Genomic DNA, 26,040 nt, shown 5'->3' with positions numbered 1-26,040 from the left:
TGCTCCTTCCTGTTTGCGCCCGTTAATCCGTCAATCAATTTCAAGCTTTGGCAGCGAACGAACGATTTTCATCGTCTCCAGGCTTACCGTGATGACCCGTTGAAACAATTCCAATGGATAAGCAGGATTGTGCATCGTCTCGTTCGCGTAATCGTTCGCGTCGTTCACGATGCCGCTCGCCTTGTCCTTTTTCACGCACTGCCGCTCCATCACCCAATCCAGCGCGCTCTTGCCGTTCACCACGTAATCGTAAGCTTCCAACGGAATGTTCGTCATCGTGATGTTGGAATTGTAGATGACCGTCGTTTTGTCCAGATTTGGCCGCTTGCCCGCAAACTTCATCTGCTCAACGCGGTAGAAAGCCACTGGGTCAGCAACATTTGCTAAGCGCAGATCGCCTTCCTTGTAGGTCACAGCGTATGGCTCAACGTTTTCGTAGTTCACGTGTAGATCGCCAAGCTTGCGGCCAGCCTCCACAAATGCCCAGAAATCCGCTTCCTGCTTAACCGCAGGAATGCGTGGTAGCTGCTTGCTCAGATTGTCCGCAAAGCGCTCACGATATTCCTCGCTGTGCAGCAACCCATAGACATAATAGAAAATGTCATCCTTCGTGATTGTCGCGTTGGGATATGCAGCTTGGAAATGCTGCAAACCGTAATCTGTTATGCCGTCTCTCTGCGTGAATTCTGTGGCCGCGCCATCGCCTGAAAAAAGATCGACATTAGAGCTATCTGTGCGCTCAAGAACTTTGAGTGGAAAAAACTGCCCTTTCTCCACACAATCCAAGCACGGGACGATGTCAACCATTAGCGCTGAAAAGCTACGCGCGCCTACGCCAGTCAGCGCTATCGCGGCATTCTGCACAGGAAAGATCTTTCCTGTGGCGCTCAATTCATCACTAAATGTTCTATCGAAATATAAATGCTGGTTGAAAAATGGCCTATACACGGAACGCCTGATTGCGTTTTCCTTAAGCTCAACAGGCCGCTTTTTCTCGAACGAATTTTTTAATCCTCTACTCCAACTGATGCTTGCATCCTCATCAGGTGCAAAATCCTCAAAACTGTCGCCACCTGATGCGATAAAACGCTCCAAGCATCCGTTGTAGAACTTCACAGAGCGCGAGATATTTTCTACAATCTTAGAAGCGCTGGAATTGTATGACCAAGCATCACGCTTTGTTTTCACACCTGTTGTAAAAGTGGAAAACAGAGTGCTTCTGCTGTCTGTTCCGCGTTCGCCAACAACGATATATTTTTCAAACGTGCTATCTCGTTGCGTGATCCAGTCATTGTGCTCATCAGGCACAATGGTTGACCATTTCCCAGCATCGCACATTCCAGAGACAGACTTAAATGCAGCTACCTTTTGCAGCTTTTGCTCGCGTGTAAGATAGTCGCCAATGTCGTGATATAAAATTTGCCCTGTAGCTGCTGCACTTGGATTTTTGACCAGGAACGAGATAGCCACTGGTGCCCTACTACCCTGCCCAAAAATCTTACCGCCTTCGCGTTTGGAAAGCTCGCCGCTTGTGCGCTGATTACCACGAAGATTGAACACGTAGATGCTGCTGAACTCGTCACGCAGACATTTGCGCAGACCGTTCATCGCATTGCCATCAAGCCAACCGCCATTCGTGACAAAACCAATTACGCCACTATCACCAATCCTGTCGCTCGCCCAACGAATAGCCCTTACATAGCTATCGTATAGCGAGTTCTTGTTCGTCGCAGTTGTTTCCTTTGCATATGTGTCTGCGATGCGCTTGTTGAAATGGGGATAGTCTGCGCCCGTGTCGCTCACATTATATGGTGGATTGCCAAGCACCACGCGAATGTCCAAGGCCTTCTGTCGCGTGCGTCGTGCGCTGTTGTAAGATGTCGCAATGCTGTTAGGCCTACGTTTGTCTTTTCCCTTTGCCAGATATGCCATTGTGCCGCCGCACTCGTCGCACTTGGCAATTCCTGAGAACAGATTGCTCGCTGCGTTTTGTGTCGCACCGCCTGTCCGTTGTCGTGATGCGCGAACTAGCTGCGCCTTGTTGAACTTTTCTGCCGTTATCGCTTGTGGATAGAAGCTTGAATGCAAAACGTCGCCGCGACGTTCGATGTCGTGTCGCGGATGAATAATATATTCACCAAGCACCCTGCGATTTACCAAGCACTTGTGAATATAGCTTCTGTGCCACCCATTTCCTCGCCCCCAATTTTCCTCCTTTCTATCGTTGAGTTTTTTTGTGATATAATGCTCGCCCAATCCGCCTATGTAGTCGTCGTAAATTTCGTTCAGGATTTCTACACGACGCTCAACAAGCGCATATTTTCCTTCCTTAATGCAAATCCATTCAGGTGTTTTTCGTGAAATTGGAGTGCTTTCGCCGTTTATCACAGCGCGATGCTTTGCACTCCAAACTGCGGTAATTCGTTTGGACTTTTTCAGACTTTCTTCGTAAGCTAACTGCGCTTTCACGATTATCGAAAACAGGTCCATTAAATCTGCTTCATCGCCAGATTTATAAACGTGTCCGTCCTGAAATGTTGCAACGTCAACGCCGTTTTCGTTGAGCATCCATATCAAGCGTGCAGCAGCTTTCGCGCCTTGTCGTGATAGCCTATCAATGTTCTCGATGACCAAAACCGCGCCTTGCTTAAATTCTCCCTCACGCGCTCGCTTTTCAAAATCAAAAAGCGAAGAACCATCTTCTCGATTTGCGCCGTGAAACGCAGACTTGCCTTCGTCGCTAAACGTTTCGTCCAACCGCCAGCCGTTTTGCTCCACGAACGCCGTGGCCAACGAAATTTGCCGTTCTAGCGAATGCCCTTTCGCTTGCTCCATCGTGGAAAAGCGCGCGTAAATATATGCTGGCTTTACGTCTGCTGGAACTGTGATTGCTGTGTGAATGGTCATACGATAGGCCTTAATCGCAACAAGTTAATGTTGCGATACGACCTACTACAACGTTAGCAGGTTGTGGCCGCCCGCCGCCGCGATTTCGAGCGCGCGCTTCGCCGTTTCCTGCCCCTTCACCTGCGCCAGATCGGCGGTTCGCGCCGGCGCCGCGACCTCGCCCGGCACCGGCGCGGGCAGCAGCGCGGCGCCCTTGAAATGCCCGAGCAGCGACAGGAGGTCGGGCGCCGCGAGCACCTCGACATGCCCCGCCCACGCCGCCTCCGGCCCCTGCGCGGCGGGGCAGACGAGCCCGCGCTCGACGCTGCCCGCGTGCAGCGCGGCAAGCAGCACGCCTGGCGACGGCGCGACGCGCCCGTCGAGGCCGAGTTCGCCGACGACGACATAGGCGGCGAGCGTTTCGGGATCGACGACCCCCATCGCGCCGAGCAGAGCGAGCGCGATCGGCAGGTCGTAGTGCGAGCCTTCCTTGGGCAGGTCGGCGGGCGACAGGTTGACCGTGATCCGCTTCGGCGGCAGCGCGAGGCCGATCGCCGACAGCGCCGCGCGCACCCGCTCGCGGCTTTCGGCGACCGCCTTGTCGGGCAGGCCGACGACCGCGAAGGCGGGCATCCCGGGCGCGATCTGGCACTGCACCTCGACCCCGCGCGCCTCGAGCCCGAGATAGGCGACGGTCGAAACGATCGCGACCAATGATACCCCCTTGCAGCCGGCCCCCATTTGTTCCCCATCCTTCATAGGCGGGAGGCGCCGGGCGTCGAGTCCCTTTTTGTCGGGGACAGGAATCGCGCGGGAATGACGGAGACAAAAAGGGAGGAATTTCGCGCAGAGGCGCAGAGTCCGCAGAGATTTTTGTTCGCGCGGAGGCGCGGAGGCGCGGAGAAGAAAGAAGAAAATGGCGGCTTTGCCGCCTTCCCCTTTTCTTTGCGATCTCTGCGCCTCTGCACGAAATCCTGTCCCAAGACCGTCATCGCCGTCCAATTTGACATCATACCAACCAGTCGGTATGTAAATCTCCATGACGCCGACTCACCCCTCCCCTCCTTCGACGCCGCCCCGCCGCGCACCGCGGGGCAGCGCGCGGGCGAAGCTGATTGCCGCCGCGCATCAGGAGGTGCGGCGGCACGGCTATGCCGCGACCACGGTCGACCAGATCTGCGCCGCCGCCGGGGTGACCAAGGGCGCCTTCTTCCACCATTTCGAATCGAAGGAGGCGCTGGCGGTCGCCGCCGCCGAAGCGTGGACCGAGCGCGCGCGGCCGATGTTCGACATGCTGCCGCACACGAAGCTGGAGGACCCGCTCGACCGGCTGCTCGGCCATATCGATTTCCGCTTTTCGCTGCTGCACGGCCCGGTCGACGGCTTCACCTGCTTCATCGGCACGATGGTGCAGGACGCCTATGCGACCAGCGAGCCGATCCGCCTTGCCTGCGAAGCGAGCATCGCCGCCTATTGCGAAGCGCTCTCCCCCGACATCGAGGCGACGATGGCGCAATATGGCGCGCCCGACGGGATGACCGCGATCGATCTCGCGCGCCATATCCAGTCGGTGCTGCAGGGCGGCTTCGTTCTGGCGAAAACCACCAACGACCCGGCGATTGCCAGGGAAAGCGTCGTCCATCTGACGCGTTACGTCCGCATGCTGTTCGGACGGACGTGACCGCCGCGAAACCATCCCCTGAAGCCTTCCGACGAGAGAGGAATTTCCGATGCCCACCCCCAGGATGATTTTCGTCAACCTGCCGGTCCGCGACCTCGACCGGTCGATCGCCTTCTACGAGGCGCTCGGCTTCGCCAACGAGCCGCGCTTCACCGACGAGACCGCCGCCTGCATGGTCTGGTCCGACGCGATCTTCGTGATGATCCTGACGCACGACAAGTGGCGCAGCTTCACCGACCGGCCGATCCCGCCGACGGCATCGAGCGAGGCGATGCTCGCGCTGGCCCTCGACAGCCGCGAGGCGGTCGATGCGATGGTCGCGGCCGCCGCCGCCCACGGCGGCACCGCCGACGTCAACCCGGTGCAGGAACATGGCTTCATGTACGGCCGCGACATTCTGGATCCCGACGGCCATGTCTGGGAACCGTTCTGGATGGACCCGGCGGTCGCGAACGGCGACGCACCCCCACCCGCCGCCTGAGGCGACGAAAGGAGCGGCATCATGCCCGTGAATCCCGCCGCCATAATCGAGATCACCGCCTTCGACTGGGTGCCCGATTTCGCGCGCGGTTTCGTCCGCGACCTGCGTCCGCGCTGGGCGTGCGAGGAAGTCGGGCTCGACTATGCCGAGCGGCTGATCAGCGCGGTCGACCGTCCGTCCGAACATTTCCGCGACCAGCCATGGGGGCAGGTGCCGGTGCTGCGCGACGGCGACGTGCATCTGTTCGAAAGCGGCGCCATCCTGCTGCATCTGGCGGAAAAGGACGAGCGGCTGCTGCCGCGCGACCCGCAGGGCCGCGCGACCGTGACGAGCTGGCTGTTCGCCGCCTACAACAGCGTCGAACCGGCGATGTTCGAACTGTCGACCGTCGACCTGTTCGCGGCGGGCGAACCATGGGCGAAGCTGCGCCGGCCCGGCCTGATAGACTTCATCCATACCCGCTTCGGCAAGCTCGCCGAGGCGCTGGGCGACCGGCCGTATCTCGCGGGCGTTTTCAGCGTCGCCGACATCGCGATGGCGACGGTGCTGCGCGAGGGTATCGAATCGGGTGCGGTCGCCGAGCATCCGCAGCTCGAGGCCTATCTTGCCCGCTGCCTCGAACGCCCCGCCTTCGACCGCGCGCTCAAGGCGCAGCTCGCCGCCTTCCGCGAAGAGGCGGGACCGGCGGAAAGATAAGCATGAGCCCCTCCTCTTCAGAAGGAGGGGGAAGACAGAGCAGGAGAGAGACGATGACCTATGTCGAAGGCTTCGTGCTTGCGGTTCCGACCGCCGAGCAGGACAGATATCGCGACCTTGCCGCCCGATCGGTGCCGCTGTTCAAGGAGTTCGGCGTGCGTCGCCACGTCGAATGCTGGGGCGACGACATTCCCGTCGGCAAGCTCAACGACTTCCGCACCGCGGTGCAGGCGAAGGACGGGGAGACGGTCGTCTTCAGCTGGTTCGAATATCCCGACCGCGCGACGCGCGACGCCGCGAACGAGAAGATTCGCACCGATCCGCGCATGGCGGAGATGGGCACCGACATGCCCGGCGACGGCCAGCGCATGATCGTCGGCGGCTTCGCGCCGATCGTCGAGGAAGGGCTCGGCGGATCGATGGGCTATACCGACGGCTTCGTGTTCGCGGTGCCCGACGCCAACAAGGAGGCCTATCGCGCGCTCGCCGCCCGCGCCTCGCTTGTCTTCCTCGATCATGGCGCGACGCGCGTCCTCGAATGCTGGGGCGACGACGTGCCCGACGGCAAGGTCACCGACTATCGGCGCGCGACGCATGCAAAGCCCGGCGAGACCCCCGCCTTCAGCTGGATCGAATGGCCCGACAAGGCGGCGCGCGTCGCGGGCTGGGAAAAGGTCATGGCCGACGAGCGGATGCGGCACGATCCGAACGACCAGAGCTTCGACGGCGCCCGCATGATCTATGGCGGCTTCGTTCCGATCGTCGACGCCTGACACCTCCCACCGCCGGGACGCACAAGGAGAAGGACGATGACGAATCCCAAGGGCAGCTTCATCTGGTACGAGCTGATGACGAGCGATCCCGACGGCGCGGCGCGCTTCTACGGCGCCGTGGTCGGCTGGACGATCGCGGCGCACGGCGACCCCGCGGACGGCGGCGTCGATTATCGCATGATCGGCCGCAGCGACGGCGGCCAGGCCGGCGGTGTGCTGGCGCTGAACGCCGACATGCTGGCGGGCGGCGCGCGGCCGGCGTGGCTCGGCTATCTCTATACCCCCGATGTCGACGCCACGGTCGCGGCGATCGGGGCCGACGGCGGCAGCGTCCACATGCCGCCGACCGACCTGCCCGTCGGGCGCATCGCGATGCTGGCGGACCCGCAGGGCGCGCCCTTCTACGTCATGAACCCGATCCCGCCCGCGGGGCAGGAGGACATGGACAGCGACGCCTTCTCGGTCACCGAGGCGCAGCACGTCCGCTGGAACGAACTGATGACGAGCGACCCCGACGCCGCGATCGCCTTCTACCGCAGGCATTTCGGCTGGGGTCAGGAAGGCGCGATGGATATGGGGGCGCTGGGCGCCTACCGCTTCCTTCAGGTCGGCGACGTCGGCATCGGCGCGGTAATGCCGCTGATGCCCGAAACCCCGGCGTCGACCTGGACCTTCTACATCGGGGTCGACGACATCGACCGCGCCGCGGCGACAGTCGCGGCGGCCGGCGGCACGGTGACCAACGGCCCGATGGAAATCCCCGGCGGCGAATATGCGATGAACGGCGTCGACCCGCAGGGTGCCGCCTTCGGGCTGGTGGGGCCGCGGCGCTGACAGACAAGTCCCTCCCCCAAAGGGAGGGACGTTGGAAGAGGAGAGAAGCCATGACCACCCCCGCCAACCAGGCGCCGACCGGCGGCCTGACCCCGCACCTGACGATCCGCGACAGGCGCGCGGTCGAAGCGATCACCTTCTACACCGCCGCCTTCGGCGCGAGCGAGGTCGTGCGCGTCCCCGCTGACGACGGCGTGCGGCTGATGCACGCGCACCTGCATCTCAACGGCGCATCGCTGATGATCCACGACGATTTCCCCGAATATACGGGCGGTCCGGCGCCCGCGCCGGCCAGCGTCGTGCTGCACCTGCAGGTCGACGACACCGACGCCTGGTACGACCGCGCCGTCGCCGCCGGCGCCGAAAGCGTGATGGCGCCCGACAACATGTTCTGGGGCGACCGTTATGCGCAGGTGCGCGACCCGTTCGGCCACCTCTGGTCGCTCGGCACCCCGCTGCAAGGAGAGGAAGGATGACCCGCGATCCCGTCACGCTGTGCCTGTGGTACGATAAGGATGCCGAGGAAGCCGCGGCTTTCTATGCCGCCACCTTCCCCGAAAGCCGCGTCGGCGCGGTCCACCGCGCCCCCGGCGACAACCCGAGCGGCAGAGAGGGCGACGTGCTGACCGTCGATTTCACCGTGCTCGGCATCCCGTGCGTCGGCCTCAACGGCGGCCCCGCCTTTCCGCACAGCGAGGCCTTTTCCTTCCAGGTCCATACCGGGACGCAGGAGGAAACCGACCGCTACTGGAACGCGATCGTCGGCAACGGCGGCCAGGAAAGCATGTGCGGCTGGTGCAAGGACAAATGGGGCGTCAACTGGCAGATCACCCCGCGCGCCCTGACCGATGCCGTGATGGGCGACGACAAGGCGGCGGCGAAACGCGCGTTCGAGGCGATGATGACGATGAAGAAGATCGACGTCGCGGCGATCGAGGCCGCGGTGCGGGGGGACTAGGGTGATGCGCCGCCCCTCGCCCCTGTCCGCCTGGCTGCTCTGCGGCACGCTCGACATCGTCTATGCCGCGCTCTGGAGCCTGTCGGCGGGCGGCACCGTCGGCGGCATGCTGCGCGGGGTCGCCAAGGGGCCGTTCGGCGACGCCGCGGTCGACTGGGGCCTCGGCGGCGCGCTGCTCGGCCTCGTCACCCATTATGCGATCATGGGCGCGATGGTCGCGGCCTTCGTCCTGCTGGCGCGCCATTGGGCGGGGCTGCGCCGCTGGCCGTGGGGATGGGTCGGCCTCGTCTATGGCCTGATCCTCTACGGCGTGATGAACGGCATCGTGCTGCCGCTGCGCTTCGGCACGCCTTTTCCGCCCGCCGACCTGTTCAAGGGCGCGGTCGCGCTCTTTCCCCACATCTTTTTCGTCGGACTGCCGCTCGCATGGCTGTTCGCGCGTCCGGAGGCCCGCTGATGCTGATCTATTACGGCCACCCCTTCTCCTCCTACACGTGGAAGGCGCTGATCGCGCTCTACGAGAAGGAGCTTCCCTTCGATTACCGCGTGATCGGCCCCGACACGCCGCAGCATGGCGACGAGTTGCGCGCGCACTGGCCGGTCGGCAAGTTCCCGCTGCTCGTCGACGGCGACACCGCGCTGTTCGAGGCGTCGATCATCATCGAGCATCTCGACGCACTCGCCCCCGAACCGCGCCTGATCCCGGCGGACCGCGACGCGGCGCTGCGCGTCCGGCTGCTCGACCGGATATTCGACAATCATGTGATGACCCCGATGCAGGAGGTGGTGGCCGACGCGCTGCGCGGGCCGGAACATCATCTCCAGATCATCGTCGACAAGGCGAGGGAGTCGCTCGAAACCGTCTACCGCTGGCTCGATACCGAACTGGCCGGCGGCGGCTGGGCGACCCCCCATGGCTTCACCCTCGCCGATTGCGCCGCGGCGCCCTCGCTCTTCTATGCCGACTGGATGCACGAAATCGCGCCCGCCTACGCCAATCTGCGCGCCTATCGCGCGCGGCTGCTCGCGCATCCGTCGGTCCGCCGCTGCGTCGAGGATGCGCGGCCCTATCGTCCCTTCTTCCCGCTCGGCGCCCCCGATCGCGACTGACCCGCAAAGGAGAAGCAGCATGTCCGACGATCCCCGCGAACTGTCGATCTCGATCCGCATCGCCGCGCCGCCCGACGCGGTCTGGCGGGTGATGACCGAGCGGATGGCCGAATGGTGGTGTCCGAAGCCGTGGACCGTCACGCTCGACGATGTCGACCTGCGCCCCGGCGGACGCTGCGCGATGACGATGCGCGGTCCCGACGGCGAGGTGCAGCCGACCGACGGCCTGTTCCTCGAGGTCGTGCCGGGGGTGCGCTTCGTGACCACCGATGCGGTGGTGCGCGGCGCCGACGGCCGCATCGCGCCGCGCGATCCGTTCATGATCGGCGGCTGGGAGATCGTGCCCGACGGCGCCGGCACCCGCTTCACCGGCTGGGCGCGCCACTGGAGCGACGAGGCGTGCCAGCAGCATCAGGACATGGGCTTCACCGCCGGCTGGACCGTCGTCGCCGAACAGCTCAAGGCGCTGTGCGAAGCCGCCTGATGGAACGTCCCGAAACGCGGTTAACGCCGCGCTGACTGCATGGCTTGACGCTCTGGTAGGCGCCCGCGCGCGAGAGCGGCGGGATGGCCCGCCCGTCCGCCTTGCCCCCCGCGCTGCTGCGTTCCGCGATCGTCGCCCTGCTGGCGGCGGTGCTCGCCTTCGCGCCCGCGCAGGCGCAGACGGTGGTGACCGTCACCACGACGATCGGCTGGACCTATGAAGAGGTGGACGGTCCGGCCGCCAATCTCGACCCGACCGCCCTCGACGAGGACGCGGCACTGCTCGACGATGCGGCGCTCGCCGATGCGGCCGACCTCGGCGCGACGCGGCGCTATGCGCCTGCCGCGACGCTCGCGACCCTCGGTCCCGCGAAGGCGCGCTTCGGTCCCTTCGCGGTGGTCGACGCCGGCACCGCGCGCATGGCGGGCGACGTCACCGCGGCGACGCCGCGCCAGTTCGCGGCGATGCTCGCGGCCTTTCCGGCGCTGCGGCGGATCGAGATGATCGACTGCCCCGGCAGCCTCGACGAAGAGGCGAACCTGATCCTCGCCCGCGCGATCCGCCGCGCGGGGCTGGAAACCGTCGTGCCGAGCGGCGGATCAGTGCGCTCGGGCGCGGTCGAGCTGTGGCTCGCCGGCGCCGTCCGCCGCGCCGCGCCCGACGCCGAATTCGGCGTCCACAGCTGGATCGACGAAGAAGGGCGCGAGGCGAACGACTATCCCGCCGACGATCCCGTCCACGCCGAATATCTGGGGCTCTATCGCGAACTGGGGATGGACGATTCGAAAGCGCGCGCCTTCTATGCGCTGACCAACAGCACGCCGTTCGACACCGTCCGCACCCTGACGCGCGCCGACATGGCCCGCTTCGTCGCGCTCGACTGACCCCGCCGCCGCATAGCGAGCCATCGCGCCGGCGCACCCGGCCGACGTGCCCTATCCTTGCAACACGCCGCCCGCCTTCCCACATCGCCGGGCATGGCGAAGCCGAATCTCTACCAGCGGTTGCGGGCGAATGCGCAGGTGCGCTACGCGCTGTTCGTGACCGGCGTGCTGCTGATGATCGTCGCAGCGCTGATCGGGCCGCTGCCCGGTCCCGGCTTCGTCATCCTCTTCCCGATTGGGCTGATGCTCGCGCTGCAGAACAGCCTGTGGGCAAAGCGCCGCTATGTCCGGTTCAAGATGCGCCACCCGCGCTACGGCGACTGGGCCGACCGGCTGATGCGGCGGGTCAGCGCCGCGCGGCGGCGCGCGCGCGCCGCGCTCGACCGGCTCGATGGCGATTGACTTTGCGCCGACTCTCGCCTATCCGCGCCCCCACTGGCGGCCGCCCGCGTTTGGCGGCCCTTTTTCGTTGCAACGATTGAAGAGATTTTGGGGATTTCGCGATGAAGCGCACCTATCAACCGAGCCGCCTCGTGCGCAAGCGCCGCCACGGCTTCCGCGCCCGCAAGGCCACCGTCGGCGGCCGCAAGGTCCTCGCCGCCCGCCGCGCCCGCGGCCGCAAGAAGCTGTCGGCCTAAGCGCCGTCGCTTCGCCGCCGAGCCTGGAAGGATCTGGGCTGGTGCGAACGCTCTCCAGACGCAGCGAGTTTCTGGCCGCGAATCGCGGCCTTCGCTTTCCCATGCCCGGCTTCGTCCTGCTCGTCCGCCCGCGCGGTGACGACGACGACGCGCCGGGCATCGGCTTCACGGTCAGCAAGAAGGTCGGCAACGCGGTCGTGCGCAACCGGATGAAGCGCCGCCTGCGCGCCCTCGCCCGCGCCGCCTTGCCCGAATCGGGGATCGCGGGCGCCGACCATGTGCTGATCGGTCGCCCCGGCGGCAACGCCATCGCCTTTGCCGAGCTGGCGGGGCACCTCGATTCGGCGCTGAAGCGCGCCGCGAAGAAGCTGGCTCAATGAGTGGCGTGAGCGTTTCCCCTTGTCGTCACCCCGGACTTGATCCGGGGTCCCGCTTTTCCACGTTGCTGAGCGGGACCCCGGATCAAGTCCGGGGTGACGATGATTTCAGCTGCGCGAAAACCCGAATCGCGTGTGAAGTTGCGCAGTTTCCGGGGGGTTCCGCATGATCGCCCGGTTGCTGATCCTGATCGCGCGCGGCTGGCAGCTCGGCCCGTCGCGCATCCTGCCGCCGACATGCCGCTACGCGCCGTCGTGCAGCGAATATGCGATCGTCGCGCTGAAACGCCATGGTGCGATCAAGGGTGGCTGGCTGGCGACAAAGCGGCTATTGCGCTGCCACCCCTGGGGCGGACACGGTTACGACCCGGTGCCATGAAACAGGCATTTCCCGACATTTGTTGAGATGAAGAGAGACCGAAAAGCGTGGATGACAAGCGGAACCTGATCGCGGCGATTTTACTGTCGGTCGCCATCCTGCTGGGCTGGAACTTCGTCGCGGAGAAATTCTTCCCGACTCCCGCCAAACCCGACGTGACCACCACGGTCGCCGGGGCCGACGCGAACGGCGCGCCCGCCGCGACGCCGCAGGGTCAGCCGAGCGGCCTGCCCACGCCCCCGGCCCAGGTCGCGCCCGCCGCCAAGGCGACCGTCCCGGTCGAGGCGGCGCTCGCCGCGGACAACCGCGTGGCGATCGAGACCCCGGCGCTGTCGGGTTCGATCAACCTCGTCGGCGCGCGCATCGACGACATCACGCTGACCCGCTACCGCCAGACGATCGAGAAGAACGCGCCGCCGGTGCGCCTGTTCGCGCCGGCGAACACCAAGGCCGCCTATTTCGCGAGCGTCGGCTGGTCGGCGCAGGGGATCGAGGTTCCCGGCCCCGCAACCGTGTGGACCGCGTCGGGCGCGAAGCTGACCCCGACGACGCCGGTGACGCTGAGCTGGGCGAACCCGACCGGCCAGACCTTCCGCATCGAATACAGCATCGACGCCAATTATCTGATCACTGCGAAGCAGACGATCGCCAACACCGGCGCCGCGCCGGTGACGGTCAGCAGCTATGCGCTGATCGACCGCCTCGGCAAGCCGACCGACCCGCACGAACAGGACAGCTGGACGATCCACGTCGGCCCGACCGGCTATTTGGGCGGCAAGTCGGTGTTCGACGTCGACTACAAGGACCTCGATAAGGACGGCGCGGTCAAGTATGATTCGGCGGCGTGGCTCGGCTTCACCGACAAATATTGGCTCGCCGCGATCATCCCGGCAAAGGGCGAGCGCGTCACCGCGTCGATGAGCGCCCCCGCGCCCGACAATTACCAGACCCTGTTCGCACGCGATTTCCGCCAGATCGCCCCCGGCACACAGGTCTCGACGACCAGCCGCATCTTCGCGGGCGCGAAGGAGGTGCGGACGCTGTCGGCCTATCAGGACGACCAGGGCATCACCCGCCTGTCGAACGCGATCGACTGGGGCTGGTTCGAATTCTTCGCGGTGCCGATCTTCAAGCTGCTCGACTGGCTGTTCCGCCAGATCGGCAATTTCGGCGTCGCGATCATGGTGCTGACCCTGATCATCCGCGGCGCGATGTTCCCGATCGCGCAGCGCCAGTTCCACTCGATGGCACAGATGCGCCTCGTCCAGCCGAAGATGAAGACGCTGCAGGAGCGGTTCAAGGACGACAAGCCGAAGATGCAGCAGGAGCTGATGAAGCTCTACAAGGACGAAAAGATCAATCCGCTCGCCGGCTGCCTGCCGATCGTCATCCAGATCCCGATCTTCTACGCGCTCTACAAGGTGCTGATGCTGACGATCGAGATGCGGCACCAGCCCTTCGCGCTGTGGATCAAGGATCTGTCGGCACCCGACCCGCTGCATTTCCTGAACCTGTTCGGCCTGCTGCCCTTCACCCCGCCGTCGCTGCTGGCGCTCGGGCCGCTCGCGCTGATGCTGGGCATCACCATGTTCCTGCAGTTCCGCCTGAACCCGCAGGCGACCGACCCGGTGCAGCAACAGGTGTTCAAGATCATGCCGTGGCTGTTCATGTTCATCATGGCGCCCTTCGCGGCGGGGCTGCTGCTCTACTGGATCACCAACAACGTGCTGTCGATCGCGCAGCAGCAGTGGATGTATCGCAAGTTCCCGCAGCTCAGGACCGCGGTGGCGAAGTGACGGATGGTGCCGACGACAGGAGCGAACGCGCGCGCAAGCTGTTCGCGGGCCCAATCGCCTTCCTGAAATCGGCGCCCGCGCTCCAGCATCTGCCGGCGCCGGGCGTGCCCGAGATCGCCTTTGCGGGCCGCTCGAACGTCGGCAAGTCGTCGCTGCTCAACGCGCTGACGGGACGGAACGGCCTTGCGCGCACCTCGGTGACGCCGGGGCGGACGCAGGAACTCAACTATTTCGACGTCGGCAGCCCGCTGGTCTTCCGCCTCGTCGACATGCCCGGCTACGGCTTCGCCAAGGCGCCGAAGGACGTGGTCAAAAAGTGGCGATTCCTGGTCAACGACTATCTGCGCGGGCGCGCGGTGCTCAAGCGCACGCTGGTGCTGATCGACAGCCGCCACGGCATCAAGGACGTCGACCGCGAGGTGCTGGCGATGCTCGACGTCGCGGCGGTCAGCTATCGCCTCGTCCTCACCAAGGCCGACAAGGTGAAGGCGAGCGACCTCGCCGCCGTCCACGCCGCGACCGAGGCCGAGGCGCGCAAACACCCCGCCGCGCATCCGGAGGTGATCGTGACGAGCAGCGAAAAGGGCATGGGAATCGCCGACCTGCGCACCGCGGTGCTGGAGGCGGTGGAGTCATAAATTCCCCCCGCCCGCTTGCGGGAGGGGTCGGGGGTGGGCATGAAGGCTGCAACCGCCGCCGCTCGCCTGCGGCTAGCCCCATCCCTAACCCCTCCCGCAAGCGGGAGGGGAATGAGAGTGACGCATGAAACTGGTCATCGGCAACAAAGCCTATTCGAGCTGGAGCCTGCGCGGCTGGCTGGCGGTGCGGCAGAGCGGCCTCGCCTTCGAGGAGGTCAACGTCCCGCTCTATGACGAGGATTGGTCGAACCGACGCGAGGGCGACGAGTTCGCTCCGTCGGGCGGCAAGGTGCCGATCCTGTGGGACGGCGCGGACATCGTCGTCTGGGACAGTCTGGCGATCATCGACTATCTCAATGAAAAGACCGGCGGCACGCGCGGCTATTGGCCCGAGGATTGGGCGGCGCGCGCGATGGCGCGGTCGATGGCGGCCGAAATGCACTCGGGCTTCGCGGCGCTGCGCCGCCATCACAGCATGAACATCCGCCGCATCTACCCTTCCGCCGACCTGCTGCCCGAGGTGCAGGCCGACGTCGTGCGCATCATGCAGATCTGGGCCGAGGCCCGCGCGCGCTTCGGCGGCGAGGGCGATTATCTGTTCGGCGAATGGTCGGCGGCCGACATGATGTTCGCGCCGGTGGTGACGCGCCTCATCACCTATTCGATCCCGCTGCCGCGCTTCGCCGTTCCCTATTGCCAGGCAGTGGTCAGCCACCCGCACATGCAGGAATGGATCGGCGGCGCGCAGGCCGAGGATTGGGTGATCGAACAGTTCGAGGGGCCGGCGGAAGGCTGACGCCCGTCGCGATCCTCCGGCGAATCAGGGGATGCGCTTCGTCGGATAGGGCGTCCCGTCCTTGTGGAAATAGCCGTCGGGCGTGAACAGCATGTCGATGTCCGAATAGCCGCCGCCGGTGTCGCACCGCTTGCCGCCGCCGAGCGCGACGAACACGCAGTCGGCGTCCGATTCGTTGATCAGGTGGTGGCCGTTGGTGCTGCCCTTGGGCCACACGGCGATATCGCCCGGCCGCATCGGCCAGCGGCCGTCATCCTCGACGAGCACCGCCTCGCCGGCGATCATCACCAGCATCTCGTCCTCGCCGTCGTGCCAGTGGCGCTGCGACGACCAGGCGCCGGGTTTCAGCACGACGTGGCTCGCGGCGAAATCGGTGAGCCCCGTAGGCGGCGCGAGGCGGCGATACCAGCGGCCCTGAACCGGCGCATCGTAGGGCGTGGGATAGCCGGTCGCGTTGGTCTGCGGGATCGCGTCGAGGTCGAGCTTGGGCATGGCGGTCCTCCTGCCCCCTTCTTGCCGCCCGCGCCGCGCGAAGTCGAGATGCTCCCCGGCAAGGTGCCCCCGACGATTGGTGTCTCGACTTCGCTCCGCCCGAACGGTTAAAAGCCGGCGATGATGACCATCGACCCCGTCGACCTCGCCAAGGCGCTGATCGCCGCGCCCAGCGTGACCCCCGCCACCGGCGCCGTGTTCGACGTGCTCGAAGCGGCGCTCATGCCGCTCGGCTTCACGGTCGAGCGCTTCATCGACGGGATCGAGCCCGACGGGCCGGTCGAGAATCTGCTCGCCGTCCGCAAGAGCGCGGGGCCGCGGCATTTCGGCTTTGCCGGGCATCTCGACGTCGTGCCGCCCGGCGTCGGCTGGACCGGCGACGCCTTCGACCCGCAGGTCCGCGGCGACCTGCTCTACGGCCGCGGCGCGGTCGACATGAAGGGAGCGATCGCCGCCTTCGTCGCCGCGGCGGCGACCACCCCGCCCGAAGCGGGCACGATCAGCCTGATCGTCACCGGCGACGAGGAAGGCCCGGCGGTCTTCGGTACCCGCGCGCTGATCGAGCATATAGACGCGCGCGCGCTGAAACCCGACCTGATCGTCGTCGGCGAGCCGACCTCGATGCAGCGGCTCGGCGACATGGTGAAGATCGGGCGGCGCGGCTCGGTCAACATCTGGATCGACGTGCCGGGGACGCAGGGGCACGTCGCCTATCCGCACCTCGCCGACAATCCGATCCCGAAGCTGGTGCGCATCCTCGCCGCCATCGACACGGTGACGCTCGACGAGGGCACGCGCTGGTTCCAGCGCTCGAACATCGAATTCACCGATATCGAGGTCGGCAACGGCGCGACCAACGTCATTCCCGCCTCGGCGCGGGCGAGGCTGTCGATCCGCTTCAACGACCAGCAGCGCGGCGCCGAACTGATCCAGATGGTCGAGCGCATCGCGCAGGATGTCGAACCGAATGCCAAGGTCGTCGGCAAGATCTCGGGCGAGGCCTTCCTGACCCCGCCGGGCGCGCTGTCGGCGCTGGTTTCCGACGCGATCCACGCCGAAACGGGCCTGACGCCCGAACTGTCGACCACCGGCGGCACCTCCGACGCGCGCTTTCTCCACACGCTCTGCCCGGTGGTCGAATTCGGCCTTATCAACGCGACGATGCACAAGCTCGACGAAGCGGTCGCTGTCGCGGACCTGCACACGCTCGCCGCCATCTATCGCGGGATATTGACGCGCGCGTTCGGCGCCTGACTCTATCCCTCGCGCCCCCGGCGCAGGATCACATAGACCGCGCCCGCCCCGCCGTGGCTGACATGCGCGGCGCGCAGCGCGACGATCCGGTCGGCGTGCGGGGAGGCGGCGAGCCAGTCGGCGAGCGAGGCGCGGATCGCGCCGCGCGGGCGCGGTCCGCCATGCATCTGCGGCAGGCGGTCGGCGCCCGGCCGCATCCGCCCCGCAACGACGAGCAGCACCCGCGCACCGCGCTGCAAGGCGTGGCCGATCGCCGTGTCGAGCAGCGCCTGCGCCGAGGCGAGGCTATGGCCGTGGAGGTCGATGCTGCTGTCGGGGCGGACCTGCCCCTTGCGCAGCCGCCGGTCCCAATGGCTGTCGAGCGTCGCCGCGGCGTGGGTGCGGCGCGACGGCGGCAGCGGAGACGGCGAGGGAGTCCGCGCGGCCGGCGGCGCGATGTTCCGCGGCGCGGGCTTCGGTGGCCGGACGGTGGGCGGGGCCTTGGGTTCGAGCGAAGGGACCGGCTTGCGGAGCGGCTCGACCGTCGCGGCGACCTTTTTCCAGAGCGCGCTTTCCTCCGGGGCGAGCCGCCGCGGCATCGCGGTCAGCGCCGCGCGGTCAGCCGCGCCACGGCGGCGCGCGGCAGCAGGATCAGCGCCGACCCGCGCGCCGCCATGCCGCCCGCGATCGCGCGCGCCTGATCGCCCGCGCCCCAGAAGCTGTCGAATCGGTTGGCGCCCTTGATCGCGCCGCCGGTGTCCTGCGCGATCCACAGCCCATTGGGCTCGGCCCGATCGAGCGACAGGATGACGGGGGCGCCGAGCGGCACATATTTGGGATCGGCGGCGACGCTGCTGCGCCCCGTCACCGGCACGCCGAGCGCGCCCAGCGGGCCGGGGCCGGTCAGTTCGCGAAAGAAGACCCAGCTCGGATTCTCGTTCATCACCGCGGCGCCGCGCACCGGATCGGCGCGTAGATAATCGAGGATGCCCTGCATCGAAGCCTGCCCCGGCTGAAGCTCGCCGCGATCGAGCAGCAGCTTGCCGATGCCGACATAGTCGCGCCCGTTCTGGCTGTCGTAACCGATGCGCATGATCGACCCGTCGGGCAGACGCAGCCGCCCCGATCCCTGCACCTGCAGGAAGAAGAATTCGGCGGCGTCGGCCGCCCAGGCGATTTCGAGCCCGCGTCCGTCCAGCGCGCCGCGCTCGATCGCCGTGCGGTCGTGATAGGGAACGAAGGCGTTGCCGTCGACGCGGCCGCGGATCTTCCTTCCCTGCAGCGCGTCGGAAAAGAGGCCGAGATCGACGTCGACCAGATCGGGCGGGCGGCGATAGATCGGCACGTCATAGCCCGGACGCCGGTCGCGCGATGCCGCGATCTCGGGCTCGAAATAGCCGGTGACGAAGGCGGTGCCCGCGCCGACCTGCACGGTGCCGAAATAGCGGCTGAAGAAATTGCCGGCGTCGCGGTCGGGCCAGCCCGCGGCGGCCTGGCAGCTTTCGGTCCATTCGCCATTCTGCGTGAGGCCGCTCGCGTCGGCACGGCGCTGCACCGAGGGGCAGCTCAGGCGGAAGGCCTTGAGCGCGGCGGTCGCCTGGTCGTGCGCGATGCCCAGTTCGGTATATTCGGGGCCCAGCACGACGCCCGCCTCGGCGGCGGTTGTCGCGGTCGCCGGCACCGCCGGCGCGGCGAGCGGCGCACGCGGCGTCGCGGGGATCGGCTTCGCGGCGGCGCCGGGGGGCGTCGACGGGCGCGGCTGATAGGGGCGCGTCGGCCCGCTCGGCGCGGGCGGCGGCTGTTGCGCTGTCGGCGGAGCGGATGGCGGCGCGGTGCCGGGGCGTGCGCCGCCGGCCTCGGGGATCACCGACGCGCAGGCCGACAGCAGCGGCAGCGCGGCGAACAACGCATAGCGGCCGATAGGCGATACCCTCGGTCGATGGCTTTTCCCACGCTTCGCACGCACGGCGGTCCGGACGGCAGCCGCCCCGTCGCCTGCCCCCCGCCCGCCACGCGGCATGCGGATCAGGCCGCCTCGGCTTCGTCGAGCAGCCAGTTGGGATCGCTGGCACCGATCGCGCGGCGGAAGGTCCACAGATCGTTCGTCTGCGCCGCGTCGCTCATCGATCCGGCGATCATCCGCCCGTCGGCGTCGCGCGTGATGGCGCTGATGTCGGCCTGATAGCGCACCGTGATGCGCGCCTCGCTGCGGTTCATCTCGACCGCGGTGATCTTCGCCGAATCGATGCCGATCAGGCGGTTCTCCAGCGTTTCGCCGCGCGCCGCGCGCGCATCGATCGCCGCGACGAAGGCCTCGTAGCTGTCATCGTCGCACAGGTCGCGCAGCGTGTCGCGGTCGCCCGCCCAATAGGCCTCGAGGATCATGCGATACGCCGCCTCGGCGCCCTCCATGAAGCGCCCGGCGTCGAAATTCCGATCGGCGGCGAGCAGCGCGCGCAGCCCCGCTTCGGCCGCGGGTTCGTAGACGAGGCCCGAGGTCGCCGGCGCGCCCGGCTGCGGTGCGGACTGCGCGTCGCTTTCGTCGAGGCGCACGGGTGCACGCGCCGTGCGCTCGTCGCGGCGCGGCAGCACCGGCTCCTGTTCATGCCCCGTGCGCTTGCCGAGGACCGAATAGAGCCGCATGCCCAGAAAGGCGGCGATCATGGCGAGCAGGACGATCGAAAAAGCGGTCACAGGCAGATATCCGATGCGGACGGTGAGGAAAGTCTCGATTCCAACATAGGCGATACGCCGCCATGTTTCAAATCTCCATGGCCGCAGCCGCGCGGCAGGTCAACGATTCGCCCGCCGCAAAAGCCGGTCCGGCGCCCATTGTGCTCGCCGCCCGCCGCTGCTAAGCGCCCGGCAACCGTCCGCCGCCTGCCCCCCGGGACAGGGGACCGGACCCTTCCCGACCAGAGAATGAAGGCATTTTGGACATGGCCGACGAGACCAGCAGCGACTTCACCCCCGAAACCCTGCCCAACGGCGAGGACAACAGCCCGGCGATCGGTCTGATCTCGCAATATGTGAAGGATCTGTCGTTCGAGAATCCGAACGCGCCTGCGGTCTATCAGTGGCAGGCCGCGCCGCAGATCGACGTCCAGTTCAACATCGGCGCCGACGGCGTCGGCGAGAATCTGTTCGAAGTGACGCTGAAGATCGACGTCACCTCGAAGGCCGACGAGGGAACCGCCTTCGTCATCGAGCTCAAATATGCCGGCCTGTTCGGGGTGCGCAACGTCCCCGAGGACCAGCTCCAGCCCTTCTTCCTCGCCGAAGCGCCGCGCATCCTCTTCCCCTTCGCGCGCCGCGTGGTCGCCGATGCGGTGCGCGACGGCGGTTTCCCGCCGCTGCTGCTCGAACCGATCGATTTCCACGGCCTGTTCCTGCAACAGGCCCAGGCGCAGGCCGAGGGCCAGGGCGACATCCCCACGCCGGTCGGTCAGGCCTGACCCGACCAACGGGGCGCGGCGGGGTGCGACCCTCGACCTTGCGCGACGCGGTCAATCGCCTCGACCTCTTCCCTGACGGGAAGGGGGTTTCAGGATGAGCAGCCTCGTCCGCAGCGTCGGGACGATCGGCGGGCTGACGCTGGTCAGCCGCATCTTCGGCTTCGTGCGCGACATGCTGCTCGCGCGCGTGCTCGGCGCCGGGCTCGCGGCCGACGCCTATCAGCTCGCCTTCACCCTGCCCAACACCTTCCGCCGCCTGTTCGCCGAGGGCGCCTTCTCGGTCGCCTTCGTGCCGATGTACAGCCGCGCGCTGCACGGCAGCGAGAGCGAGGGCGGCGGAGAGGGTGCGGCGGCGCGCTTCGCCGACGACGTGCTCGCGGTGTTCCTGTGGGTGCTGCTGGTCTTTTCGGCGGTCGCGATGATCGCGATGCCGGCCATCGTCTGGATTCTCGCGCGCGACTATCAGGACGTGCCCGGAAAATTCGAGCTCGCGGTGCTGCTGAGCCGCATCACCTTCCCCTATCTCGGTTTCATCAGCCTCGTCGCGATGCTGTCGGGGGTGCTCAACGCGCGCGCGCGCTTTGCGCCGGGGGCCTTCGCGCCGGTGCTGCTCAACATCGTGCTGATCGCCGGGATCATTATCGGCTGGAAACTGCGCGGCGACAGCGGCGACGACCGCATCGTGGCGCTCGCTCTCGCCATATCGGTCAGCGTCGCGGGGCTCGCGCAATTCGCCTATCTGTGGTGGGCGGTGCGGCGCGCCGGCTTGCGCCTGCACCTGCGGCTGCCGAAGCTGACGCCCGAGGTGCGGCGGCTCGGCATGCTGATCCTGCCCGCGACCTTCGGCGCCGGCATCTATCAGATCAGCCAGTTCGTCGACACATTCTTCGCCACCTCGCTCCCGCAGGGTTCGCTCACGCTGCTCAAGCTCGCCGACCGGCTCAACCAGATGCCGCTCGGCATCGTCGGCATCGCGCTCGGCACCGCGATCCTGCCGATGCTCGCGCGCCACATCCATGCGGGCGACGCGGCAGAGGCGCAGCGCCTGCAAAGCAACGCCTTCGAGATGGCGACGCTGCTCACCCTGCCCGCCGCCGCCGCGCTCGCCATCTGCGCGCCGGCCTTCACCACCGCCTTCTTCGTCGGCGGCAAGTTCACCGATGCCGACGGGGCGATCATGGCGAACATCGTCGTCGCGCTCGTCGCCGGCCTGCCCGCCTATGTCATCGTCAAGATATTGAACCCCGGCTTCTTCGCGCGCGAGGATACGCGGACGCCGGTATGGACCGCACTCGCCTCGCTGATCGTCAACATCGCGATCAACCTCTATGTCGTGCGCCGTTTCGGCATCGTCGGGCTGGCGGGTGCGACCGCGGCCTCGGCCAGCCTCAACTGCCTGCTCCTCTACATCGTCCTCCACCGGCGCGGCTGGTTCCATTTCACCGCGCGGCTTGCAAGCCGGATCGCGCGCCAGATCGTCGCGGTCGCGGCGATGGCGGCGCTGCTGTGGTGGATGATGCCGCGCCTCGCGCCTTATTATGCGGGCAGCGCGTTCGAGCGCGTCTGGTCGCTGAGCGCGCTCGTCGTCGCCGGCGGAGCGGTCTTCTTCGCCGCCGCTTTCCTGGTCGGCGCGCTTGACAAGGAGCTGCTCGCCATGTTGACGCGGCGCCGCCGCACTGGAGCGGCGACCACGAAGGAATAGGACATGCGGATCGTTTCGGGCATCCAGCCCACCGGAAATTTGCACCTCGGCAACTATCTGGGCGCGATCCGCAACTGGGTGCGGATGCAGGACGACGCGGCGGCACAGGGGGGCGACTGCCTCTTCTTCCTCGCCGACCTCCACGCGATCTCGATGCCGCACGTACCCGCCGAACTCACCGCGAACACGCGCGCGATGACTGCGGCGCTCGTCGCCTGCGGGATCGACCCCGACCGCTCGACCCTGTTCAACCAGGCGCGCGTTCCCGCGCATGCCGAACTCCAATGGCTGCTCAACGGGACCGCGCGGCTCGGCTGGCTCAACCGGATGACGCAGTTCAAGGACAAGTCGGGCAAGAATCGCGAAAGCGCCTCGGCGGCGCTCTACACCTATCCGGTGCTCCAGGCGGCCGACGTGCTGCTCTATCAGGCGACGCACGTCCCGGTCGGCGAGGACCAGAAGCAGCATCTCGAACTGGCGCGCGATATCGCGCAGAAGTTCAACAATGATTATGCCAGCGAGGAGGCGCCGGTCTTCACCCTGCCCGAACCGATCATCCCCGCCGATGCCGCGCGGATCATGAGCCTGCGCGACGGCAGCGCGAAGATGTCGAAATCCGACCCTTCGGACATGAGCCGGATCAACCTGACCGACGATGCCGACGCGATGATGCAGAAGGTGAAGAAGGCGAAGACCGATCCCGAGCCGCTGCCGTCCGAGGCGGCGGGGCTGGAAGGGCGGGCGGAGGCCCGCAACCTCGTCGGCATCTATGCGACGCTGGCCGACGTCGGCGTCGACGCCGTGCTGCGCGATTTCGGCGGCCAGGGCTTCGGCGCCTTCAAGCCCGCGCTTGGCGAACTGCTGGTCGAAAAGCTCGCGCCGATCAACGCGCGCTTCGTCGCGCTCAGGGACGATGTCGCGGCGCTCGACGCGATTCTCGAGCGCGGCGCGGCAAAGGCGCGCGCCCTTGCAAAGCCGACGCTCGACGCCACATATCATGTGTTGGGGCTTTGCCGGTAAATTCCGGGGATTTGTCGGAACGAAATCGCAGCGAGCCGGGTTCAACCAAGGTTAAGTCGCATCGGCATAGTCATGGGGTAAAGCGTGGAGTCATCCGCGCACCGAATACGGAGCATGACAATGAGCAAGACGAATCTCCGGCGGCTGGGTCTCGCTGCCATGACAGGGGCGGCGCTGGCGCTCGCCGGCTGCGCGACCCCGTTTCGCGCCGACGTCGCGCGCTTCCAGACGCAGCTTCCGGCGCCGCAGGGGCAGAGCTTCGCCATCGAGGCGGCCAATCCGGCGCTGCAGGGCGGCATCGAGTTCAGCCAGTACGCCGGCCTCGTTGCCGGCGAACTGACCCGCTACGGCTATCGCCCCGCCGCACCGGGCGAGAAGGCGGACCTCGTCGTCCGCATGGACTATGGCATCGACAAGGGCCGCGAACGCGTCGTGTCGAGCCCCGGTTTCGGCGATCCCTGGTATGGCGGCTACGGGTTCAACCGCGGCTTCTATCGCCCGATGGTGATCCGCGGCCCCAACGGCCGGCGCTATGTCCACGGCTGGTACGACCCTTGGTATTGGGGCGGTTTCGGGCCCGGCTGGGGCTATAACGACGTTCAGAGCTATACCGTCTACACCAGCGGCCTCGACCTGCAGATCGACCGCGCGGCCGACGGCCATCGCCTGTTCGAAGGTCACGCGCAGGCGCAATCGCGCAGCAACGATCTTCAGCAGCTGGTACCGAATCTCGTCGAGGCGATGTTCACCGGCTTCCCCGGCAATTCGGGCGAGCGGGTCCGCATCACGGTGGCCCCGCCCGAAAAGCGGTAAGCGCACGCGACCCCCGTCATTCTCCGGCGCGCGCCGCGCCGGAAAGGGAAAAGCCTAATTGTTGAGGCTGCGCCGGATCGCCGCGATCTCGGCGTCGAGTTCGCTGTCGGTGACGCGCAGCGCCTCGACCGTGCGCACCGCGTGGATCACCGTGGAGTGGTCGCGCCCGCCGAAGCGGCGCCCGATCTCGGGATAGGAGCGCGGCGTCAGTTCCTTCGCCAGATACATGGCGACCTGGCGCGGACGCGCGATCGCCCGCACCCGGCGCTTAGACGCCATCTCCGCCTTGTCGAGCCGGTAGTGCGCGCAGACCGCGCGCTGGATTTCGTCGATCGTGATTCGCGGCCGGGCGCTGCGCACATTCTCCGCCAGCCGGTCCTCGGCAAGCGCGAGATCGACATCGACGCCGGTCAGCGCGGCATAGGCGAGCAGCTTGTTGAGCGCGCCCTCGAGCTCGCGGATGTTGCGCGTGAAATGGCGGACCAGATAGGCGACGACGTCGTCGGGCACCGCGACCATCGGCATCGCGGCGAGCCGCTGGCGGATGATCCGCTCGCGCAGGTCGTCCTCGGGCGCCTCGATGTCGGCGACCAGCCCGCCCGACAGGCGCGACAGCAGGCGCGCCTCGACCCCGTCGAGCATCGCCGGCGGGCGGTCGGCGGTGACGACGAGCCGCTTGCCCGAGCACATCAGGTCGTCGATCGTGTGCAGCAGTTCTTCCTGCGTCGAATTCTTGCCGATCACGAACTGCAGATCGTCGAGCAGCAGCAGGTCGGCGGCGCGCAGCCGCGCCTTGAACGCCATCATGTCGCCGCCGCGCATCGCGCCGACGAATTCGAGCATGAACTTTTCCGCCGACATCAGGATGATGTTCGCGGTCGGCCGGATCGCCGCATAGGCCCGTGCGATCGCGTGCAGCAGGTGCGTCTTGCCCTGCCCGGTGCCCGAGCAGAGATAGAGCGGATTGAACTGCGGCGCCTCGGCCATCGCCATGCGCCGCGCGGCGTTGGCGGCGAGGATATTGCTGCGCGCCACCACGAAGCGGTCGAAGCACAGCCGCGCGTCGAACGGCGACGGCGCGGTCTGCGCGTCCGGGACCGGCGCCGCGTCGAAGGCGGGAAGCGGGGCGGTCGCCAGCGTCGCGGCGCGATCGCTCGCCGCCGCGCCGCCGCGCACGGTGACGCTGCGCACCGCCGGCAGATACTGGCGCCATGCCAGCAGCAGCCGCTCGCCGAAGCGGTCGTTGATCCAGTTGGCCGAAAAGCGGCTCGCGGTTTCGAGCGTGACGACCGCCGACAGGGTGCAGTAATCGGCGAAGCGCACGGGCTTCAGCCAATGGTCGAAGGTGCGGGCGCCCAGATCGCGGCGCAACCCTTCGGCAACGCGCGGCCAGAGCGCCGCGGCATCGCCGCTCATCGCTCCAAGGTCCGCATTGCCGTCATGCCGATCGCCACTCCCTGTCACGCCGTCCCGCCCCCTTTGAGTTCCGGTCGCCCCCGTCCGCCGCCGCGCCTGTCCGTCCCGACCCGGCGTTTCCAGCCGGGCGCATGCATCCGACCCCGGGCGCGCGGCCCGAAGGGGAATCGAATCATGTCGAGTGACGGCCGTCGGCGATGGCCAGCGACGCCCTTGTCTAGTCAGGCTCGGGCGAGTCGATCAAGGGCGCGGCCTGTAAAAATACTGAAATAAAAACCTTGACTCACCGGACCCCTCGGAAAATCGTCAAATGCCTGTTTTTTTCATATTTTTCAGTATCATAGACAGTCGCCAACGGGGCGTCGGCAACGAATCGCGGCAAATCCGCGACTTACCGCGATGCAACAGCATAGTCATCGACGCGTCATGATCGCGGGCACAAAAAAGAGCCCGCCGGAGGATATCCGGCGGGCCCTCTTGTCCCCTTTCGGGACATCG

Annotated in this window: 29 protein-coding genes and 1 pseudogene; 23 read left to right on the top strand and 7 right to left on the bottom strand. The window is 66.5% G+C overall.

Annotation, left to right across the window (positions count from 1 at the left end):
* Positions 1 to 30: 30 nt before the first annotated feature.
* Positions 31 to 2,907: a type ISP restriction/modification enzyme gene (locus tag C3E99_RS00150; RefSeq protein ID WP_104959267.1), complete on the bottom strand. Its 2,877-nt coding sequence runs from the start codon at positions 2,905 to 2,907 to the stop codon at positions 31 to 33.
* Between the two features lie 54 nt (positions 2,908 to 2,961).
* A pseudogene (locus tag C3E99_RS00145) lies at positions 2,962 to 3,600 on the bottom strand (magnesium chelatase domain-containing protein); the annotation flags it as partial.
* A 325-nt stretch (positions 3,601 to 3,925) separates the two neighbouring features.
* Between C3E99_RS00145 and C3E99_RS00140 the strand changes: the two are divergent.
* The 18 genes from C3E99_RS00140 to C3E99_RS00055 all read left to right on the top strand — a co-directional run bounded on the left by C3E99_RS00140 (position 3,926) and on the right by C3E99_RS00055 (position 15,411).
* Complete coding sequence (locus tag C3E99_RS00140) at positions 3,926 to 4,567, top strand: TetR/AcrR family transcriptional regulator (RefSeq protein WP_076073579.1); 642 nt, start codon at positions 3,926 to 3,928, stop codon at positions 4,565 to 4,567.
* Positions 4,568 to 4,616: 49 nt separating this feature from the next.
* The gene (locus C3E99_RS00135) at positions 4,617 to 5,048 is read left to right on the top strand and encodes a VOC family protein (protein ID WP_083674953.1); all 432 of its coding nucleotides are present in this window, start codon (positions 4,617 to 4,619) and stop codon (positions 5,046 to 5,048) included.
* Positions 5,049 to 5,069: 21 nt separating this feature from the next.
* The gene (locus C3E99_RS00130) at positions 5,070 to 5,744 is read left to right on the top strand and encodes a glutathione S-transferase family protein (RefSeq protein WP_076073574.1); all 675 of its coding nucleotides are present in this window, start codon (positions 5,070 to 5,072) and stop codon (positions 5,742 to 5,744) included.
* A 53-nt stretch (positions 5,745 to 5,797) separates the two neighbouring features.
* Positions 5,798 to 6,517: a DUF1428 domain-containing protein gene (locus C3E99_RS20310; protein ID WP_067110563.1), complete on the top strand. Its 720-nt coding sequence runs from the start codon at positions 5,798 to 5,800 to the stop codon at positions 6,515 to 6,517.
* Positions 6,518 to 6,553: 36 nt separating this feature from the next.
* Complete coding sequence (locus C3E99_RS00120; RefSeq protein ID WP_076073572.1) at positions 6,554 to 7,351, top strand: VOC family protein; 798 nt, start codon at positions 6,554 to 6,556, stop codon at positions 7,349 to 7,351.
* A 50-nt stretch (positions 7,352 to 7,401) separates the two neighbouring features.
* Positions 7,402 to 7,827, top strand: a complete 426-nt coding sequence (locus C3E99_RS00115; protein WP_076073570.1) for a VOC family protein — start codon at positions 7,402 to 7,404, stop codon at positions 7,825 to 7,827.
* The gene (locus tag C3E99_RS00110; RefSeq protein WP_104959265.1) at positions 7,824 to 8,309 is read left to right on the top strand and encodes a VOC family protein; all 486 of its coding nucleotides are present in this window, start codon (positions 7,824 to 7,826) and stop codon (positions 8,307 to 8,309) included. Before C3E99_RS00115 ends, C3E99_RS00110 begins: the two co-directional genes overlap by 4 nt.
* Before the next feature lie 4 nt (positions 8,310 to 8,313).
* Positions 8,314 to 8,766, top strand: coding sequence for a hypothetical protein (locus C3E99_RS00105; protein ID WP_104960270.1), 453 nt, complete (start codon positions 8,314 to 8,316; stop codon positions 8,764 to 8,766).
* Entirely contained in the window at positions 8,766 to 9,419 is a 654-nt protein-coding gene (locus C3E99_RS00100) for a glutathione S-transferase family protein (RefSeq protein WP_199775046.1), read from the top strand. The genes C3E99_RS00105 and C3E99_RS00100 overlap by 1 nt, the downstream gene beginning before the upstream one ends.
* A gap of 19 nt (positions 9,420 to 9,438) precedes the next feature.
* Positions 9,439 to 9,903 (top strand): SRPBCC domain-containing protein, encoded by a 465-nt coding sequence (locus C3E99_RS00095; RefSeq protein WP_076073564.1) that lies wholly within the window; start codon positions 9,439 to 9,441, stop codon positions 9,901 to 9,903.
* Between the two features lie 83 nt (positions 9,904 to 9,986).
* Entirely contained in the window at positions 9,987 to 10,787 is an 801-nt protein-coding gene (locus C3E99_RS00090) for an alpha/beta hydrolase (protein WP_076073562.1), read from the top strand.
* A gap of 93 nt (positions 10,788 to 10,880) precedes the next feature.
* Positions 10,881 to 11,189, top strand: coding sequence for a hypothetical protein (locus tag C3E99_RS00085; RefSeq protein ID WP_067110582.1), 309 nt, complete (start codon positions 10,881 to 10,883; stop codon positions 11,187 to 11,189).
* Between the two features lie 101 nt (positions 11,190 to 11,290).
* Positions 11,291 to 11,425 carry a 50S ribosomal protein L34 gene (gene rpmH, locus C3E99_RS00080; protein WP_003046693.1) on the top strand — a complete coding sequence of 45 codons (135 nt, stop codon included), beginning with the start codon at positions 11,291 to 11,293 and terminating at the stop codon, positions 11,423 to 11,425.
* Positions 11,426 to 11,466: 41 nt separating this feature from the next.
* On the top strand, positions 11,467 to 11,805 hold the full coding sequence (gene rnpA / locus C3E99_RS00075; RefSeq protein ID WP_067110584.1) for a ribonuclease P protein component: 339 nt from the start codon (positions 11,467 to 11,469) through the stop codon (positions 11,803 to 11,805).
* A 163-nt stretch (positions 11,806 to 11,968) separates the two neighbouring features.
* Positions 11,969 to 12,181: a membrane protein insertion efficiency factor YidD gene (gene yidD, locus C3E99_RS00070; RefSeq protein WP_054586362.1), complete on the top strand. Its 213-nt coding sequence runs from the start codon at positions 11,969 to 11,971 to the stop codon at positions 12,179 to 12,181.
* 47 nt (positions 12,182 to 12,228) lie between these two features.
* A complete protein-coding gene (yidC, locus tag C3E99_RS00065) occupies positions 12,229 to 13,977 on the top strand; it encodes a membrane protein insertase YidC (protein ID WP_076073560.1) in 1,749 nt (582 codons plus the stop codon).
* Entirely contained in the window at positions 13,974 to 14,615 is a 642-nt protein-coding gene (yihA, locus tag C3E99_RS00060) for a ribosome biogenesis GTP-binding protein YihA/YsxC (protein WP_067110590.1), read from the top strand. The genes yidC and yihA overlap by 4 nt, the downstream gene beginning before the upstream one ends.
* A gap of 124 nt (positions 14,616 to 14,739) precedes the next feature.
* Positions 14,740 to 15,411: a glutathione S-transferase family protein gene (locus C3E99_RS00055; RefSeq protein WP_067112534.1), complete on the top strand. Its 672-nt coding sequence runs from the start codon at positions 14,740 to 14,742 to the stop codon at positions 15,409 to 15,411.
* A 24-nt stretch (positions 15,412 to 15,435) separates the two neighbouring features.
* Here C3E99_RS00055 and C3E99_RS00050 read toward each other — a convergent pair whose 3' ends face one another.
* A complete protein-coding gene (locus C3E99_RS00050) occupies positions 15,436 to 15,903 on the bottom strand; it encodes a cupin domain-containing protein (protein ID WP_067112537.1) in 468 nt (155 codons plus the stop codon).
* Between the two features lie 120 nt (positions 15,904 to 16,023).
* Between C3E99_RS00050 and dapE the strand changes: the two genes are divergently transcribed.
* Entirely contained in the window at positions 16,024 to 17,157 is a 1,134-nt protein-coding gene (gene dapE / locus C3E99_RS00045) for a succinyl-diaminopimelate desuccinylase (RefSeq protein ID WP_420894030.1), read from the top strand.
* 2 nt (positions 17,158 to 17,159) lie between these two features.
* On the opposite strand, the gene C3E99_RS00040 is transcribed toward dapE, so the two are convergent.
* The 3 genes from C3E99_RS00040 to C3E99_RS00030 all read right to left on the bottom strand — a co-directional run bounded on the left by C3E99_RS00040 (position 17,160) and on the right by C3E99_RS00030 (position 19,830).
* A complete protein-coding gene (locus tag C3E99_RS00040) occupies positions 17,160 to 17,735 on the bottom strand; it encodes a Smr/MutS family protein (protein WP_076073558.1) in 576 nt (191 codons plus the stop codon).
* 5 nt (positions 17,736 to 17,740) lie between these two features.
* Positions 17,741 to 19,042 (bottom strand): murein transglycosylase A, encoded by a 1,302-nt coding sequence (mltA, locus tag C3E99_RS00035; RefSeq protein ID WP_324787696.1) that lies wholly within the window; start codon positions 19,040 to 19,042, stop codon positions 17,741 to 17,743.
* A 119-nt stretch (positions 19,043 to 19,161) separates the two neighbouring features.
* Positions 19,162 to 19,830, bottom strand: coding sequence for a Tim44/TimA family putative adaptor protein (locus tag C3E99_RS00030; protein WP_082797202.1), 669 nt, complete (start codon positions 19,828 to 19,830; stop codon positions 19,162 to 19,164).
* Between the two features lie 245 nt (positions 19,831 to 20,075).
* Here C3E99_RS00030 and secB point away from each other — a divergent pair, with 245 nt between their 5' ends.
* The 4 genes from secB (at position 20,076) to C3E99_RS00010 (ending at position 24,126) form a co-directional block, all read left to right on the top strand.
* Positions 20,076 to 20,591, top strand: a complete 516-nt coding sequence (secB, locus tag C3E99_RS00025; RefSeq protein ID WP_067112542.1) for a protein-export chaperone SecB — start codon at positions 20,076 to 20,078, stop codon at positions 20,589 to 20,591.
* 94 nt (positions 20,592 to 20,685) lie between these two features.
* Positions 20,686 to 22,293, top strand: a complete 1,608-nt coding sequence (gene murJ / locus C3E99_RS00020; protein ID WP_076073556.1) for a murein biosynthesis integral membrane protein MurJ — start codon at positions 20,686 to 20,688, stop codon at positions 22,291 to 22,293.
* Positions 22,294 to 22,296: 3 nt separating this feature from the next.
* Entirely contained in the window at positions 22,297 to 23,313 is a 1,017-nt protein-coding gene (gene trpS / locus C3E99_RS00015) for a tryptophan--tRNA ligase (protein ID WP_076073554.1), read from the top strand.
* A 114-nt stretch (positions 23,314 to 23,427) separates the two neighbouring features.
* Positions 23,428 to 24,126 (top strand): DUF4136 domain-containing protein, encoded by a 699-nt coding sequence (locus C3E99_RS00010; RefSeq protein ID WP_076073552.1) that lies wholly within the window; start codon positions 23,428 to 23,430, stop codon positions 24,124 to 24,126.
* A gap of 54 nt (positions 24,127 to 24,180) precedes the next feature.
* On the opposite strand, the gene dnaA is transcribed toward C3E99_RS00010, so the two are convergent.
* Entirely contained in the window at positions 24,181 to 25,542 is a 1,362-nt protein-coding gene (dnaA, locus tag C3E99_RS00005) for a chromosomal replication initiator protein DnaA (RefSeq protein ID WP_083674952.1), read from the bottom strand.
* Between the last annotated feature and the right edge of the window lie 498 nt (positions 25,543 to 26,040).

This window comes from Sphingopyxis sp. MG, assembly GCF_002953155.1.
In the GTDB taxonomy this organism is placed as follows: domain Bacteria; phylum Pseudomonadota; class Alphaproteobacteria; order Sphingomonadales; family Sphingomonadaceae; genus Sphingopyxis; species Sphingopyxis granuli.
Note: the sequence above shows the minus strand (reverse complement) of the source record. Positions and strands in the feature narration are given on the sequence as shown.

Bases quoted from the DNA above. Each gene is read 5' to 3' on its own strand.
- C3E99_RS00150 (WP_104959267.1), bottom strand. From the start codon at position 2,907: ATGACCATTCACACAGCAATCACAGTTCCAGCAGACGTAAAGCCAGCA.
- C3E99_RS00140 (WP_076073579.1), top strand. From the start codon at position 3,926: ATGACGCCGACTCACCCCTCCCCTCCTTCGACGCCGCCCCGCCGCGCA.
- C3E99_RS00135 (WP_083674953.1), top strand. From the start codon at position 4,617: ATGCCCACCCCCAGGATGATTTTCGTCAACCTGCCGGTCCGCGACCTC.
- C3E99_RS00130 (WP_076073574.1), top strand. From the start codon at position 5,070: ATGCCCGTGAATCCCGCCGCCATAATCGAGATCACCGCCTTCGACTGG.
- C3E99_RS20310 (WP_067110563.1), top strand. From the start codon at position 5,798: ATGACCTATGTCGAAGGCTTCGTGCTTGCGGTTCCGACCGCCGAGCAG.
- C3E99_RS00120 (WP_076073572.1), top strand. From the start codon at position 6,554: ATGACGAATCCCAAGGGCAGCTTCATCTGGTACGAGCTGATGACGAGC.
- C3E99_RS00115 (WP_076073570.1), top strand. From the start codon at position 7,402: ATGACCACCCCCGCCAACCAGGCGCCGACCGGCGGCCTGACCCCGCAC.
- C3E99_RS00110 (WP_104959265.1), top strand. From the start codon at position 7,824: ATGACCCGCGATCCCGTCACGCTGTGCCTGTGGTACGATAAGGATGCC.
- C3E99_RS00105 (WP_104960270.1), top strand. From the start codon at position 8,314: ATGCGCCGCCCCTCGCCCCTGTCCGCCTGGCTGCTCTGCGGCACGCTC.
- C3E99_RS00100 (WP_199775046.1), top strand. From the start codon at position 8,766: ATGCTGATCTATTACGGCCACCCCTTCTCCTCCTACACGTGGAAGGCG.
- C3E99_RS00095 (WP_076073564.1), top strand. From the start codon at position 9,439: ATGTCCGACGATCCCCGCGAACTGTCGATCTCGATCCGCATCGCCGCG.
- C3E99_RS00090 (WP_076073562.1), top strand. From the start codon at position 9,987: ATGGCCCGCCCGTCCGCCTTGCCCCCCGCGCTGCTGCGTTCCGCGATC.
- C3E99_RS00085 (WP_067110582.1), top strand. From the start codon at position 10,881: ATGGCGAAGCCGAATCTCTACCAGCGGTTGCGGGCGAATGCGCAGGTG.
- rpmH (WP_003046693.1), top strand. From the start codon at position 11,291: ATGAAGCGCACCTATCAACCGAGCCGCCTCGTGCGCAAGCGCCGCCAC.
- yidD (WP_054586362.1), top strand. From the start codon at position 11,969: ATGATCGCCCGGTTGCTGATCCTGATCGCGCGCGGCTGGCAGCTCGGC.
- C3E99_RS00055 (WP_067112534.1), top strand. From the start codon at position 14,740: ATGAAACTGGTCATCGGCAACAAAGCCTATTCGAGCTGGAGCCTGCGC.
- C3E99_RS00050 (WP_067112537.1), bottom strand. From the start codon at position 15,903: ATGCCCAAGCTCGACCTCGACGCGATCCCGCAGACCAACGCGACCGGC.
- dapE (WP_420894030.1), top strand. From the start codon at position 16,024: ATGATGACCATCGACCCCGTCGACCTCGCCAAGGCGCTGATCGCCGCG.
- C3E99_RS00040 (WP_076073558.1), bottom strand. From the start codon at position 17,735: ATGCCGCGGCGGCTCGCCCCGGAGGAAAGCGCGCTCTGGAAAAAGGTC.
- secB (WP_067112542.1), top strand. From the start codon at position 20,076: ATGGCCGACGAGACCAGCAGCGACTTCACCCCCGAAACCCTGCCCAAC.
- murJ (WP_076073556.1), top strand. From the start codon at position 20,686: ATGAGCAGCCTCGTCCGCAGCGTCGGGACGATCGGCGGGCTGACGCTG.
- trpS (WP_076073554.1), top strand. From the start codon at position 22,297: ATGCGGATCGTTTCGGGCATCCAGCCCACCGGAAATTTGCACCTCGGC.
- C3E99_RS00010 (WP_076073552.1), top strand. From the start codon at position 23,428: ATGACAATGAGCAAGACGAATCTCCGGCGGCTGGGTCTCGCTGCCATG.
- dnaA (WP_083674952.1), bottom strand. From the start codon at position 25,542: ATGAGCGGCGATGCCGCGGCGCTCTGGCCGCGCGTTGCCGAAGGGTTG.